Annotated in this window: 15 protein-coding genes; 9 read left to right on the plus strand and 6 right to left on the minus strand. The window is 72.5% G+C overall.

The annotated features are described in order from the left end of the window. Positions 1–395: 395 nt before the first annotated feature. Positions 396–1952 carry an amino acid adenylation domain-containing protein gene (locus IE99_RS0119385; RefSeq protein ID WP_030172478.1) on the minus strand — a complete coding sequence of 519 codons (1557 nt, stop codon included), beginning with the start codon at positions 1950–1952 and terminating at the stop codon, positions 396–398. A gap of 209 nt (positions 1953–2161) precedes the next feature. Here IE99_RS0119385 and sbnA point away from each other — a divergent pair, with 209 nt between their 5' ends. Together sbnA and sbnB are read left to right on the plus strand one after the other, a co-directional pair. Next, the gene (sbnA, locus tag IE99_RS0119390; protein WP_245623267.1) at positions 2162–3160 is read left to right on the plus strand and encodes a 2,3-diaminopropionate biosynthesis protein SbnA; all 999 of its coding nucleotides are present in this window, start codon (positions 2162–2164) and stop codon (positions 3158–3160) included. A 28-nt stretch (positions 3161–3188) separates the two neighbouring features. Beyond that, positions 3189–4214, plus strand: coding sequence for a 2,3-diaminopropionate biosynthesis protein SbnB (gene sbnB / locus IE99_RS0119395; RefSeq protein ID WP_030172483.1), 1026 nt, complete (start codon positions 3189–3191; stop codon positions 4212–4214). A 3-nt stretch (positions 4215–4217) separates the two neighbouring features. Here sbnB and IE99_RS0119400 read toward each other — a convergent pair whose 3' ends face one another. Beyond that, positions 4218–4805 (minus strand): Uma2 family endonuclease, encoded by a 588-nt coding sequence (locus IE99_RS0119400; protein WP_211258861.1) that lies wholly within the window; start codon positions 4803–4805, stop codon positions 4218–4220. Between the two features lie 151 nt (positions 4806–4956). Between IE99_RS0119400 and IE99_RS0119405 the strand changes: the two genes are divergently transcribed. The 4 genes from IE99_RS0119405 to IE99_RS0119420 all read left to right on the plus strand — a co-directional run bounded on the left by IE99_RS0119405 (position 4957) and on the right by IE99_RS0119420 (position 8319). After that, positions 4957–5205, plus strand: coding sequence for a hypothetical protein (locus tag IE99_RS0119405; protein ID WP_030172487.1), 249 nt, complete (start codon positions 4957–4959; stop codon positions 5203–5205). Between the two features lie 89 nt (positions 5206–5294). Then, positions 5295–6380, plus strand: coding sequence for an acyl-CoA dehydrogenase family protein (locus tag IE99_RS0119410; RefSeq protein WP_030172490.1), 1086 nt, complete (start codon positions 5295–5297; stop codon positions 6378–6380). Between the two features lie 33 nt (positions 6381–6413). Further along, entirely contained in the window at positions 6414–7421 is a 1008-nt protein-coding gene (locus IE99_RS0119415; RefSeq protein WP_030172493.1) for an ADP-ribosylglycohydrolase family protein, read from the plus strand. A 76-nt stretch (positions 7422–7497) separates the two neighbouring features. Further along, complete coding sequence (locus IE99_RS0119420; RefSeq protein ID WP_051712777.1) at positions 7498–8319, plus strand: alpha/beta fold hydrolase; 822 nt, start codon at positions 7498–7500, stop codon at positions 8317–8319. Here the strand turns inward: IE99_RS0119420 and IE99_RS0119425 are convergent. Genes IE99_RS0119425 through IE99_RS0119435 form a run of 3 tightly spaced genes read right to left on the minus strand, consistent with a single transcriptional unit; the run spans position 8270 to position 10199 of the window. Beyond that, positions 8270–8701, minus strand: coding sequence for a TIGR03668 family PPOX class F420-dependent oxidoreductase (locus tag IE99_RS0119425; protein WP_030172499.1), 432 nt, complete (start codon positions 8699–8701; stop codon positions 8270–8272). The genes IE99_RS0119420 and IE99_RS0119425 overlap by 50 nt on opposite strands. 15 nt (positions 8702–8716) lie before the next feature. After that, positions 8717–9520: an enoyl-CoA hydratase gene (locus IE99_RS0119430; protein WP_030172502.1), complete on the minus strand. Its 804-nt coding sequence runs from the start codon at positions 9518–9520 to the stop codon at positions 8717–8719. Positions 9521–9554: 34 nt separating this feature from the next. Then, positions 9555–10199 carry a class II aldolase/adducin family protein gene (locus IE99_RS0119435; protein ID WP_030172504.1) on the minus strand — a complete coding sequence of 215 codons (645 nt, stop codon included), beginning with the start codon at positions 10197–10199 and terminating at the stop codon, positions 9555–9557. Between the two features lie 45 nt (positions 10200–10244). Between IE99_RS0119435 and IE99_RS0119440 the strand changes: the two genes are divergently transcribed. After that, on the plus strand, positions 10245–11159 hold the full coding sequence (locus IE99_RS0119440; protein WP_030172507.1) for a carbohydrate kinase family protein: 915 nt from the start codon (positions 10245–10247) through the stop codon (positions 11157–11159). A 39-nt stretch (positions 11160–11198) separates the two neighbouring features. On the opposite strand, the gene IE99_RS0119445 is transcribed toward IE99_RS0119440, so the two are convergent. Continuing rightward, the gene (locus IE99_RS0119445; protein WP_030172511.1) at positions 11199–11834 is read right to left on the minus strand and encodes an ACT domain-containing protein; all 636 of its coding nucleotides are present in this window, start codon (positions 11832–11834) and stop codon (positions 11199–11201) included. Between the two features lie 200 nt (positions 11835–12034). On the opposite strand from IE99_RS0119445, the gene IE99_RS0119450 reads away from it, so the two are divergent. Next, positions 12035–12676 (plus strand): nucleotide exchange factor GrpE, encoded by a 642-nt coding sequence (locus tag IE99_RS0119450; RefSeq protein WP_030172514.1) that lies wholly within the window; start codon positions 12035–12037, stop codon positions 12674–12676. 7 nt (positions 12677–12683) lie between these two features. Further along, positions 12684–14267 (plus strand): Hsp70 family protein, encoded by a 1584-nt coding sequence (locus IE99_RS0119455; protein WP_030172517.1) that lies wholly within the window; start codon positions 12684–12686, stop codon positions 14265–14267. Positions 14268–14270 lie beyond the last annotated feature (3 nt).

The raw sequence follows: 14270 nt of genomic DNA on the forward strand, positions 1-14270 counted from the left end.
TTCACACCCGGCATCGGCGCGCGGAAGGCGCCGGCGGGCAGAAAAACAAAGCTGGTGACCACGGAACTGATCGGCCCTCCCCGTCCCCTTTCCCGAGTCCCGGCGGGAACGTGGGCGACGGCGATTCATCCCCGGAGTGAGCGCCGTGTGCTCCCGCCGGTACGGAGCGCCGTCACCATTCCACCCCGCGTGGTGGGTTGCCCCGCCCTCGACCCACGTCTCTACTCAGGAGTAGCGGAGGCTCAGTTAACCAGCCTGCAACATGCCTCGCAATCCCCCCGAAAGTAGAACTTGACCCCGCTATTTGCTCACAGGTGTGACAAGTTTCCGAGCGGCCCGTGTGCCGCGACGCTCGTCCACTGACAAGGGTTGACAACCGAATCCGGCCAGTTCGATTACGCACCGTATTCATGGACGACCACGGCGGCGGCGCCCACCGCCGGATGCCGCTGCAGCACGGCCTCGATCTCGCCGAGCTCCATCCGCACTCCCGCGATCTTCACCTGGCGGTCGACCCGCCCCAGGTACTGGAGCGTCGGCCGGTCCTCGCCGCCCGCTCCGGCGGGCAGCAGCCGCACCGCGTCGCCCGTCCGGTACAGCCGTCCGGTCGGGGACTCGCCGAAGGGGTCCTGGTAGAAGGACTCGCGCGTGCGCTCGTCGTCGCCCAGGTAGCCGCGCCCGACGACCACGCCCCCGACGAACAGCTCGCCGGTCTCGTCCACGTCGCAGGCCGCCCACGTGCCGTCCCCCTCGTCCCGCAGGACGTAGAGGCGCGTGTTGACGATCGGCGTGCCGATCGGGAGGCGCAGCAGCGCCAGGTCACCGGCCGTCACGGTGTGGTGGGTGACGTCGTCGGAGCACTCGGTGGGGCCGTAGGCGTTGAGGAGCCGCGCGTGCGGCATGGCCTCCAGCCAGCGGCGCGACAGCTCGGTCGGGAGCTCCTCGCCGGTCGCGATCATCCAGCGGAGGCCGCCCAACGGCCTTCGCCCGGGGGCCTCGGGGGGCGTCCCCCCGGAGGTGCCCGCATCCTCGGGAGCGTCCGCGAGGTCGTCCAGGAGGTGCCTGACCATGGTCGGGACGAGCTCCACGATCGTGATGTCCTGCGCGTCCACCACCCGGGCGAACGCGACCGGGTCGTGGGCGACGTCGTCGCCGATGACGTCCACGCGACCACCGAGCAGCAGCGGGCACAGCATCTGCCACACCGAGATGTCGAAGCCGAGCGGAGCCGTCTGCGCGACGACGTCCGCCTCGGTCATCTCCAGGTCGATGACCTTCGCCCACAGATGGTTCAGCATCCCCTGGTGCTCGACCACCGCCCCCTTGGGGCGGCCGGTCGAACCCGAGGTGAACAGGATGTAGCGGGGCTGGTCGAGCGACTCCAGGCGCGGCGCGCCCGTCCATTCCGGCAGGCCGGCCGCCTCCTCCGCGCGGACGACCCGGCATTTCGCCTCGGCAGCGCCCGCCAGCAGCGCGGGGGCCGGGTCGCCCTCGTCCACGGCGATGAGCACGGACGCCCCGGCCTGGTCGAGGACGTCCCGAACCCGGCCCGCCGGCCAGGTCTCGTCCGCCGGGACGTAGAGGGCGCCGACCAGCTCGATCGCCAGGAACGCCGCGATGACGGCGGCGCACCGCTCCCCGCCCACGCCGACGACGGTGCCCGGCCGCACTCCCTCGCGCTCGAGCAGCGCCGCCAGCCGGCGGGCCTCGGCGGCCAGCTCCGCGTAGGACAGCGTCCGGTTCCGGTCGCGGACCGCGGGCCGGTCGCGCTCCGCCGCGAACCGCTCGACCCGGGCGATCACCGGGTCGGCGAGGTCCACCGCGTGCTCGCGGACCATGCCGTGCCGGACGGTCAGCTCCCGCGCCCGCGCGGTCTCGGCGGGGGGCACCGTCAGCGCGGGCAGCCCGGCGAGGGGCAGCAGCCGGTCGAGGACCGGTCCACGAGCAGTCATCGTCACTCTCCGCGATCTCGTACGTCTCCACCGTCATCACAAAAGAGGCGGGCGTCATAGCTTAAGTCGGGCCGCGCCCGGCTGTGTTCGGGATTGGCCGCATTCCACCCTACTGAAGGGTAAGTAGGGGGTTGCGAGGCAAGATGCCCCCGGGTACGGTGATGCTCCGCCCGACATGGGCCGGAGGATCGCGGCGAACTCGGGGGAAGATGAGGGAATTGCCGATAATCTCTTCGCCGCAAGAATTCAACGTCGACGATCTCTATGTCGATCTCCGTCCTGTCATCGACAGCCCGCTCTACCTCAAATGCGAGGGATTCAATTTCGCGGGCTCGGTCAAATTGAAGGCCGCGGCCGCGATGGTGGCGGCCGCGGAACGGGACGGCCGGCTCACCGCCGACTCGGTGATCGTCGAGTCGTCGTCGGGGAACCTCGGGATCGCGCTCAGCCTGATCGCCGCCGACCGGGGCCTGCGTTTCGTCTGCGTCACCGACCCCCGCTGCAACCCGGCCTCGATCCGCGTGATGCGCGCGCTCGGCGCGGAGGTCCGGATCGTCTCCGCCACCGACGGCAACGGCGGCTACCTCGCCAGCCGCATCGGCTACGTCCGGGACCTGTGCGCCTCCGGCGACCGGTACGTCTGGCTGAACCAGTACGCCAACGAGAACAACTGGCTCGCCCACTACCGCGGCACCGCGCCCGCCATCGACCGCCAGTTCCCCGGCCTCGAGGTCCTCTTCGTCGGCGCCGGCACCACGGGCACCCTGATGGGCTGCGCCCGCTATTTCCGGGAACGCGACAAACCCGTCACGATCGTCGCCATCGACGCCGTCGGCTCCGTCACGTTCGGCGGCGAACCCGAGCGCCGCATGGTCCCCGGCCTCGGCACCAGCACGCGCCCGGCGCTCGTCGACGAGTCGCTCGTCGACGACGTCGTGCACGTCGCGGAGCCCGACACGATCCGCGCCGTGCACGCCCTCGCGTCCCGCGGGTTCCTGTTCGGCGGCTCCACCGGCACCGTCGTGTCCGGCGCCGCGGCCTGGCTCGCCGCCAAGTACCCCGGCGAGGACCCCGTCGCCGTCGCGATCGCCCCCGACCTCGGCGAACGCTACCTCGACTCGATCTACGACGAGCGGTGGCTGCGCGACAACTTCGCGGACGCCCTCCCCGGCCTGGACCTTCCCGACGCCGATATCCTCGACGTCTGATCACCGAGCATCGACGGAGTTCCCACCCATGACGCAGGCCCCCACCTTCTCCGTGATCTCCGGCGCCCAGGTGCACGCCGCGATCACCGGACGCGAGGAGCAGGTCACTCGCATGATCGAGGCGGCGTACCGCCTCCACGGCGAGGGCTCGACGGTCAACCCCGACTCGTACTTCCTGCGCTTCCCGGACCGGCCGTCCGACCGGATCATCGCGCTGCCCGCCTCCGTCAAGGGCGACGTCGACGTCCACGGCATCAAGTGGATCTCCAGCTTCCCCGGCAACGTCGCGAACGGCATCCCCCGCGCGTCCGCCGTGCTGATCCTCAACGACGCCGAGACCGGCTACCCGTTCGCCTGCCTGGAGAGCTCCATCATCAGCGCGGCCCGCACCGCCGCGTCCGCCGCCCTCGCCGCGGCCGTCCTCGCCGACGGGCGCGGCGACCGCCCCCGCCGGGTCGGCTTCATCGGCGTCGGCCTCATCGCCCGCTACGTCCACACCTACCTGGCGGGCAACGGCTTCACGTTCGACGAGCTCGGCGTCTTCGACCTGTCCGCCGAGCACGCCGAGGGCTTCAAGGGCTACCTGGAGCGCACCGAGAAGGGCGAGATCACGATCCACGACTCGGCCGAGTCGCTGATCCGCTCGTCCGACCTGATCGTCTTCGCGACCGTCGCGGGCGAGCCCCATGTCACCGACCCGGCCTGGTTCGCGCACGACCCGCTCGTCCTGCACGTGTCGCTGCGCGACCTCTCCCCCGAGATCATCCTCGGCGCCTACAACATCGTGGACGACGTCGAGCACTGCATGAAGGCCAACACCTCCCCCCACCTGGCCGAGCAGAAGGCGGGCCACCGCGACTTCGTCGCCGGCACCCTGTACGACGTCCTCACCGGCGCCACCGCCCCGCCCGCCGACAAGCCGGTGATCTTCTCGCCGTTCGGCCTCGGCGTCCTCGACCTGGCCGTGGCCCGCTACGTCTACGACCAGGTCACCGCCTCGGGCGACCTGACGACGATCCCCGACTTCTTCCACGAACTGAAGCGCTACGGCTGACCCTCAGGGGAACTCGGAGGTGTCGAGTTCGACGCTGAACGGCTCCGGCAACGACAGTGCCTTGCCGAACGGCACCACCTCGACGTGCGGGTAGTCGTCCCCCTCCGGTTCGCTGTAGAGCGTCACCCGATCCTCACTGCGGTCTACCAGCAGGTAGAGCGGAATGCCGGCCCGGGCGTAGCAGTGCCGCTTCGTCTCCCGATCCCGATCCGGCTTGGAGGACGTCACCTCGACCACCATCGAGACGCCGTCAGGCGGCATCCACGGATCGGCTCCGTGAAAGAGCCTGAGTTCTGCAGGGGCGAAGGTGGCGTCCGGGATGACCCGGTTGCTCGGGCAGCGACCCCCACTCGGCACGAGCAGCCCCTTGTTCGGGGCGTTGTGGAACATGGTGGGGCTGTGCCGCACGATCTGTAAGGTGATCACCGCGATGCATGCTTCGTGATCACCACCGGGGGGTGGGGTCACGACGATCTCTCCGTCGATCAGCTCGGCTCGGAAGCCCTCGGGGGTATCAAGGGCGAGGAAGTACTCCACAAGGTCGACGGTGGCGCCGTCCTGCGTCAGCGGTTCATGAGCCATGACAGTCATGCCCTGCTCCTTTCCTCATGGAGAAGCCTAGGAGCGGAGCGCCACCCTTCGCATGCGGATCGTGACATTCGAGCCGGACGGTCTCAGCGTACGTCGCGGTGGCCTGCGGCGGGAGCCTTAGAACCGGGGGGAACGGGGAAGGCTCCCCGGCATGAGGGATGAGCGATTCGAGCAGCGCGGGGACGTCCAGGAGCTGACGGACTTCGAGCTGGCCGTGTACGAGACCGTGGCGGAGATCGACAAGAACGGGGGCGCGGCGGACTACGCCACGCTCGAGCGGCTCCTCGGGGGCGCCGTCGAGGAGGATCTCTGGGCCGCGCTGGGGCACCTGGTGTCCGTGAACCATATCCACACCACCGTCGACGGGTACGTGCTCGGCTCGCACGACTGGTCGGCGTGACGTCCCGATGAGCGGGAGAGGGGTGGGGGCCTGACGGCGGCTCCGCGACAATCGCGGCTGGCATGTGTCAGCGCAGGGGAGGCCGCCGGATGAAGCTCGTCGACACCGAGGAACAGCGGGAGCTGCGCGAGGCGCTGCGGCGCTTTTTCGCGGACCGGTCCCCCGCGGCCGAGGTCAGGCGGCTGATGGAGACGCCCGGCGGCCACGATCCCAAAGTGTGGGCGCAGATGGCCGAGCAGCTCGGGCTGCAGGGCCTCGCCATCCCCGAGGAGCACGGCGGTGCCGGGTTCGGGCACCGCGAACTCGCGGTCGTCCTCGAGGAGATGGGGCGCGCGGTCGTGTGCGCCCCGTTCCTCGCCACGGTCACGGCGTCCGCCGCGCTGGTCGCCGGGGACGGCGGCCACGACCTGCTGCCCGGCATCGCGGACGGCTCCACGATCGCCACCCTCGCGATCGCCGAGGAGGACGGCCGCTGGGACCTCGGCGCGGTCACCACCGCCTTCGTCGACGGGGCACTGACGGGCGTCAAGAGCTTCGTCCTGGACGGGCACGTCGCGGACGTGCTGCTCGTCGCCGCCCGCGACGGGAGCGAGGTGGCCGTGTTCGCCGTCGAGGCCGGCGCGGCCGGGCTCGCCCGCAAGGTGCTGCCCACGCTCGATCAGACGCGGAAGCTGGCCCGGGTCGAGCTGGACGGGACGCCGGCGCGCCGGGTCGGCGGGGTCGGCGCCATCGCGCGCGCCCTCGACATCGCGGGGGTGCTGCTGGCGGCCGAGCAGCTCGGCGGGGCGCAGCGGTCCCTTGACATGACCGTCGAGTACGTGAAGGTGCGCGAGCAGTTCGGCCGCCCGATCGGCTCCTTCCAGGCGGTCAAGCACCGGTGCGCGGACATGTTCGTGCTGGTCGAGTCGGCGCGCTCGGCGGTGCTGAACGCGGCGTCCGCAGCGGACGAGTCGCCCGCTGAGCTGCCGCACGCCGCCGCCGTGGCCCAGGCGTACTGCTCGGACGCCTACTTCCAGACGGCCGCCGAGATGATCCAGCTGCACGGCGGCATCGGCTTCACGTGGGAGCACGACGCGCACCTGTACTTCAAGCGGGCCCAGGGGTCCCGCCAGCTGTTCGGCTCCCCCGAGCACCACCGCGCGAGGCTGGCGTCCCTCGCCGGCATCACGGGCTGACCGCCGGGGCCGTCCGCAGGCCAGAATGGCCGGATGACGACCAAGCGACGGGTCAGCGGAGCGATCTTCGGGCTGGCGTACGGGGACGCGCTGGGAGCGCCGACCGAGTTCCTCGACATGGAACAGATCCGGCGGCGGTTCGGGGAGAGCGGGCCGAAAGAGCCGTCGGGCGATCCCGCGCTCGTCACCGACGACACGCAGATGACGATCGCGGTCGCGCTGGGCCTGCTCGACGCCCTGGAGAATCCGCCGTTCACACCCGATCTGATCACGCCGATGTGGCGGCGGCGGTTCGTCGACTGGCTGCACGACCCGGAGAACGATCGGGCGCCGGGGAACACGTGCCTGCGGGCGTGCGAGGGACTCGACCGGGGCCTGCCGTGGGTGCGGGCCACGCAGCTCCATTCCAAGGGATGCGGCGCGAACATGCGGGTGGCGCCCGTCGGACTCGCGCCCGGACTGCCGGACGAGGCGCGGGCAGGGGCCTCGCAGCTCCAGGCGGCGATGACGCACGGGCACGCGACCGGGCTCGCGGCCAGTGAACTGACCGCGTTCGCGCTGCGGTGGCTCGCCGACGGGACGGCGCCCGGGGACCTGCCCGGCGCGCTGCGGGCGCGCTGCCGCGAGCAGCGGACGGTCTACCACGAGCGGTGGCTCGGGGAGCTGTGGCGGCGGCCCGGCGTCGACGACCCGGCGGCGTTCATCGCGCGGGGCTGGGACGAGTGCCTCGGGGCGCTCGACCGGCTCGACGCGGCGCTGGCCGAGGGCGATCGGGCCTCCGATCCGTGCCTGGCCACGGGCGCCGGGTGGATCGCGGAGGAGGCCCTCGCCACCGGGTTGCTGTGCTTCCTGCTCTTCCCGGACGACCCCGTGGCGGCCATCCGGCGGGGCGCCGCCTCGTCCGGGGACTCCGACTCGATCGCGTGCCTGGCGGGGGCGTTCGCGGGAGCCCACCTGGGGATGGACGCGTGGCCCGCGGAGTGGGCGGAGCGCATCGAGTACGCCGCCGCCCTGCGGCGGATCGGTGACGCCTGGGACTGACCTCTTGACGTCGCCCGACCCTATGGCTAATGTTATTAGCCATAGGGCTAGGCATCATAGCGACGAAGGGGCCATCATGGGCGGGACCCGTTACCTCGAACTCCCCGGCGGGCGGCTCGCCTACGACGACGAGGGCGACGGGCCGCTCATCGTGTGCCTGCCGTCCATGCTCGACCTCCGCTCCCAGTACCGGCACCTCAGGCCGCTGCTGCTGGCGGCCGGGTACCGCGTGGTGACCGTCGACCAGCGGGGCATGGGCGACAGCGACGCCGGCTGGCCGGAGTACGGCAGCACGCCGCTCGGCCGCGACCTCGTCGCGCTGCTCCGCCATCTGGACGCCGGGCCGGCGCTCGTCCACGGCTGCTCCAACGGCGCGGCCGCAGGCGTATGGGCGGCGGCCGAGGCGCCCGAGCTGATCGACGGGCTGGTGCTGTCGGGGCCGTTCGTCCGGGACGGGAAGGCCGGACTCGCGCAGAGGCTGACGACCGCGCTGCTGCGCGTCCCGGGTCTCGCGCGGCCCCTCTACATGTCCTACTACCCGAAGTGGGAGCCGAACCCGCCGGCCGACTTCGCCGAGCACAGGGCCGCGCTGGACGCGAGCTTCAGGCGGCCGGGGCGCTCCGCGGTCATCGGCGCCTACATGTCCATGTCGCACGCCGAGGCCGAGGCGCGGCTCGACCGGGTCGCCGTCCCCGTCCTGGTGATCATGGGGACGGCCGACATCGACTGGCCGGACCCCGTCGCGGAGGCGGAGTGGATCGGGCGGCGGCTGGGCGGCGAGGTCGTGCTGATCGACGGCGCGGGGCACCATCCGCACGCCGAGTTCCCCGAGCGGGTCGCCGAGGCGATCATCCGGTTCCGGGAGCGGCCGACCAGCCCGTCCAGCCGTCGATCGTGATCGCGATCACCGGGCCCTCGGGCGGGCGGTCCCGGTACCGCGGGTAGCGGGCCGCGAGGAGCGCGAGGGGCTCGCGCATCCGGGCGGGCTCCGCGACGATGCCCGCGTGGCCGTCGACGCGGACCCACCACAGGCGGGTCCAGTCGTCCTCGTAGTGGTCGGCCAGGAGGGCGACGCGGGGGTTCGCGCGGATGTTCGCGAGGCGGCGCAGGTCGCGGGTGGTCTTCGGCTTGTGGTCGACGGCCGTGTAGACGGCGCCCCGGTGCACGGCGAACGTGACCGGGACGAGGTGCGGGCGGGCGTCCTCGCCGACCGTGGCGAGGCGCGCGACCGGCGCCCCGGCCAGCAGCCGGCGCGCCGCGTCCGGGTCGAGCCTGGGCATGCTCCCAGACTGCCATCAATCCTCGAACTCGGGCGGGCGGTGCTCCCTGCGCGCCTTGATCGCCTCTTCGAAGTTGCGGGTCGTCAGGCGGACGAACAACTGCGCGAGGCCCTCCTGGCCGATGTGGGCGTCGAGGCTCGCGGCGTCCAGGCCGGACCACAGCGAGCGCTTCGTCAGCTCGACGCCGGGACGGCTGAAGGCGGCGATGCGCTCGGCGAGGTCGTAGCAGGCGTCCAGGAGCTCGTCGCCGGCGACCGTGCGGGACACGAGGCCGATGCGCTCGGCCTCGGCGGCGTCGACGTCGCGTCCGGACAGCATGATCTCGAAGGCGCGGGACGCGCCGATCGCGCGCGGCAGCAGGTAGCTGAGCCCGAGCTCGCTCGCGGTGAGCCCGTTGTTGATCCCGGCGGCGCGGAACAGGGCGGTGTCGGACGCGAGCCGGATGTCGGCGGCGAGCGAGAGGCAGAGGCCGCCGCCGATCGCGGGGCCGTTGATCGCGGCGATGACCGGCTGGTGGACGCGCCGCATCGTCCGGACGACGTCGTCGAGCAGCTCCATCGACCGGAGCGCGATGGTGGGGAGCGTGAGCCCGTCGATGCCGGGGATGTTCCCGGGGTTCTCCAGGTCGGCGCCGGAGCAGAAGCCCCGCCCTGCGCCGGTGACGACGACCGCGCGGGTGTCGTTGTCGCGGCTCACCTCGTCGAGGGCCTCGCGGAACGGGACCATGACGTCGAACGCCATGGCGTTCATCCGCTCGGGCCGGTTGAGGGTGATGAGCGTGACGTGCGGCCGTGGCTTGTCGATCCGGACGAAGGGCAACGCGACCTCCCGGTATAACCTAACAAGCGTTAGGTTATACCGGAGGCCACTCCGGCGGCGCGAGGCCGCGCTCGAGCACGGCGAGGAGTTCCGCCTCGGTCAGCACGCGCGGCTCGCCGATCGCCTTCGCCCGGACGTACACGCCGCACAGCCATTCGAGCAGCCGCGCGTTCTCGAACGCCTCGTCCAGGTCGCGCCCGAGGGCGACGCCTCCGTGGTTGGCCATCAGCGCCGCCCGCTTGCCGCCCTCCATCGCCGCCCGGACGTTCTCCGCCAGCTCCGGCGTCCCGTAGGTGGCGTAGTCGGCGACCCGGACGACGCCGCCGAGCAGGAGGGTGTTGTAGTGGATCGGCGGCAGCTCCGTCATGGTCGTCGCGACGACCGCGCCATAGGTGGAGTGGGTGTGGACGACGGCGCGCTCCGGGGTCGCCTCGTAGAGCGCGAGGTGCATCGGCGTCTCGGAGGACGGGGCGCGCTCCCCCTCCGCGAGCCTCCCGTCCATGGTGACGACCGGGCAGTCGGCGGGTTCCATCCGGTCGAGCATCATGCCGCCCGGAGTCACCGCGACCAGATCGCCGACCCGGATGCTCAGGTTGCCGGACGCGCCCGTCACCAGGCCCGCCTCCGCGCAGCGCCGTCCGATCGCGCACAGCGCGGCCCGCTCGTCCTCCAGCAACATGCGAATCCCTTTCACGTTAACCGCCGGACGCCCTACGCTAGCGCCATGACCGTCGTGACCCTGGGCGCGCACATCCTGGACGTCCTCGCCAGGCCCGTCGACCGCATCCCCGAAGGACAGGACACGGTCGTCGTCGACCGGATCCGGGTGACCGCCGCGGGCGCCGCCGCCGGCACCGCCGTCGCGCTCGCGCGCCTCGGCAACCAGGTCGTGTCGGTCGGCGCGATCGGCGACGACGACCTCGGCGACCTGCTCGTCACGATCATGCGGCGGGAGGGGGTGGACGTCTCCGGGCTCGTCCGCCGCACCACCGACCAGACGAGCGCGTCGATCCTGCCGATCCGCCCCGACGGGGGCCGCCCCAGCTTCCATGTGCCGGGCGCGAACCTGACGCTCACCGCGAGCGCCGTCGGGCCGGGGCTGCTCGCCGCCGCGCGGGTCGTCCACCTCGGCGGCCCGGACGTCACGTTCGGCCTCAACGACCCCGCGTTCCTCACCGTCCTCGACGCGGCCCGCGCCGGCGGCACCGTCGTCACCATGGACCTGCTGTCCAACATGCCCGACCTGGTGCGGGGGGCGGCCTCGTTCCTGCCGCACGTCGACCACTTCCTGCCGAACGAGGAGCAGGCGTCGGCGATGACCGGGGAGGACGACCCGGAGAAGGCGGCGCGCGCGCTGCTGGCCGAAGGGCCGGCGTCGGTCGTGGTGACGCTCGGCGGGGAGGGCAGCCTGGTCGCGACGCGGGACGGCGTGCACCGGCTGCCCGCCCGTCCCGTGGAGGTCGTCGACACGACCGGCTGCGGCGACGCCTACTGCGCCGGGTTCATCACCGGGCTCGTCCAGGGCCGGGACGTGCCGGAGGCGGCCCGCTGGGGCACCGCCGCCGCGTCCCTGGTCGCGCAGGGGCTCGGCTCGGACGCGTGCCTGACCGGACTGGACGGCGTCCTCGCCCTGCTCTGACCGGCCTCCGCCGGAGCCGGGGCACGTCCCACCGGGGCCCTATCCCGGCATCCGGACCAGGCCGCGCGCGAGGACGGCCGTCGCCGCGCTCGCGAGCTGCTCCAGCCGGCACACCTCCGTCCGGTGGAACGGCGGCGCGCCCGACCGCGCCACGACCAGCACCTGGTCGCCGAGCGGGCAGATCGCGTACCGGACGCCGTCCGGCGCGGTGAACGCGCGCGGCCGCAGCGGCTCCAGCGCGGGCAGCTCGGCGAGGTCGAGGCATCCGGCGCTGACGTGCACGACGCCGGCCCGGCCGCCGGCCGCGATCTGCGCCAGGCACGCCCAGTCGGCGCTCAGCACGCCCGGCGCCGCGTCGGTGAGGATCTTGTGGCCGTGCTCGGGGACGGCGGCGATCTGGCCGATCACGGCCGCGTCCGGGAACGCGCCCTGCGGCTCCACGGTCGGCCAGACGCCGAGCACCTCGACGCCGGGCACGCTGCCGAGCCCGTCGATGAGGCGCTCCAGCGCCGCGCCGGCCGGCCAGACGACGGTGAAATCGTCCAGCGCCCGTCCGTTGTCGCGTTCCAGCACCGCCATCTGGACCACGTCGGCACCGGCGGCGCCGAGCGTCCGCGCCACCTGCCCCAACGCGCCCGGGCGGTCGGGCAGCCGCACGCGTATCCGCAGCAACATCGCCACCTCCCCCGTTTCGCCATCGTGCCTGTCCAGGCCGTGCGTCCAGGTTCCCCGGGTCGCGTTTCCCCCGCGTTACCCGCACGTGTCGGCATGGAGAAGTCCATGCTGGAATGCCCGCCAGGCGGCAAACTAGGGTCACGTATACGTCAGCAGCAGGTCTTACGCCGCCCACCGCCGCACCATTAAGGTAACTGCACGTGTCGAGGGACCCCGAAGACCCGGTCAACGACGGCGCTGGAGCCGAGCCAGGGCCGTCCGGCGACACGGGCCGGCGGGACCGGCCGGAGGAGGACGCCTTCCCCGCCGAGGTCGCGGCGGCGCTCGCCGGGCTCTCCGCGCGCCTCGACCGCGAGCACGAGCGCGCCGCGCACCGGGAGGCGGTCATCGACCGGCTGCACGAGGAGAACCAGCGGCTCCGCCGCGGGGAGCTGCTCGGCATGCTCGAACCCGTCCGCGCCGCGCTGTTCCGGCTGCACGACGAGGCGAACCGCGCGGCGGAGCGGCTCTCCCGGCCGGGCGATCCACCCGATCCCGCCCAGACGGCGCGGTTGCTCACCGCGGTGGCCGACGAGATCGCCGACGCGCTCGCGCGGATCGGCGTCGAGCGGTTCACCGCCGAGCCCGGCGACCCCTACGACGCGGCGCGGCACCGGCCGGTCGAGGCCGCCGCCGTCACCGACCCCGGGCTCGCCGACACGGTCGTGACCGTCCGGGCGGACGGATTCGAGCAGGACGGGCGGGTCCTGCGCAAGGCCGAGGTCGCCGTGGGGAGGTTCGGCGGCGGCGCGGACGGGACGACGAACAGGGCACTGAACTCCGGACTCGGCACCGACAGGTGAGAGGGACATGGCTGTCTACGGGATCGACCTGGGAACCACGTACTCCTGCATTGCCTCCATCGACGATGTGGGGCGGCCCGCGGTCCTGCGGAACCTGGAGGGGACCGACACCACACCGTCCGTCGTCTACTTCGAGACCGACGAGAACGTCGTCGTCGGCGCGACCGCGAAGGACGCCGCCGTCCTCGACCCCGACAACGTGGTCAGCCTGATCAAGCGGGACATGGGCCGGGACGTCACCCGCCCGATCCGGGGCACCGACTTCGCGCCCGAGGAGCTGTCGGCGTTCATCCTGCTGAAGCTCGCGACGGACGCGCGGACCAATACCGGGGACGAGACCCGCGACGTGGTCATCACCGTCCCGGCGTACTTCGGCGCGGCCGAGCGGGACGCGACCCGCAAGGCGGGCACGATCGCCGGGCTGCGCGTCATCGACATCGTGTCCGAGCCGATCGCCGCCGCGATCACCTACGGGGTGCTGAACCCCGAGGCCGACCGCACGATCCTCGTCTACGACCTCGGCGGCGGCACGTTCGACACCACCGTGATCGCGCTGCGCGGCGGCCACATCGAGGTGATCTGCACCGACGGCGACCACGAGCTCGGCGGCGCCGACTGGGACGCGCGGCTCGTCGAGTACCTGGCGGAGCGGTTCCGGGAGGAGCACCCCGACGCGGGTGACCCGCTCGACGACCGGCAGACCGAGCAGCAGCTGCGCCGGGACGCCGAGGACGCGAAGAAGGCGCTCACGTCCCGCACGTCCCACACCGTCCGGGTCATGCACGGCGGGCGGGTCGCGGCGGTCGAGGTGACGCGGGAGAAACTGGAGGAGCTGACCCGCGACCTCCTCGACCGCACCGTCGAGATCACCGGCCGGACCCTCGCGACCGCGCAGGACAAGGGCGTCGAGGAGTACGACGACATCGTCCTCGTCGGCGGCTCGACGAAGATGCCGGCGGTCGCGGCGCGGCTGGAGACCGAGCTGGGCCAGGCGCCCCGGCTGCAGGACCCGGACCTCGCGGTCGCGAAGGGCGCCGCGCTGTACGCGTTCGAGGAGACGTACCGGCGGCTCGTCCGCGCGGGCGAGGAGGAGCGCGCGGAGGAGATGGCGAGCCGCGCGGGCCTGTCCGCGCAGCAGCGGGCGCAGATCGCCGGGCGGCGCATCCGGACGGTCGCCTCGCACGCGTTCGGGATCGTCGTCGTCGACCGGGAGACGGGCGCCGAGCACGTCGCGCACCTGGTGCACGCCAACGACGAGCTCCCGGCGGGCCGCACGGAGGACTTCTTCACCGTCTACGACGACCAGACGTCCGCCGACATCCGGGTGATGGAGCAGGCCGGCAGCGTCGAGTCCGCCGAGCTGATCGACAACACCGAGATCGCGACCGGCGAGATCCGGGTCCCGCCCGGCAAGAAGGCGGGCTGGCCCATCGGGGTGACGTTCGCGCTGGACGCGTCCGGGCTGCTCAACGTGACGGCGGTGGAGAAGGAGACCGGCGAGCGGCTGGAGCTGAAGGTGGACGTCGGCCGGATGTCGCAGGAGGACGTCGAACGCTCCCGCAAGGCCCTGTCGCGGGTGAAGGTGAGCTGACGG

This window comes from Spirillospora albida (assembly GCF_000718255.1).
GTDB lineage: Bacteria > Actinomycetota > Actinomycetes > Streptosporangiales > Streptosporangiaceae > Spirillospora > Spirillospora albida.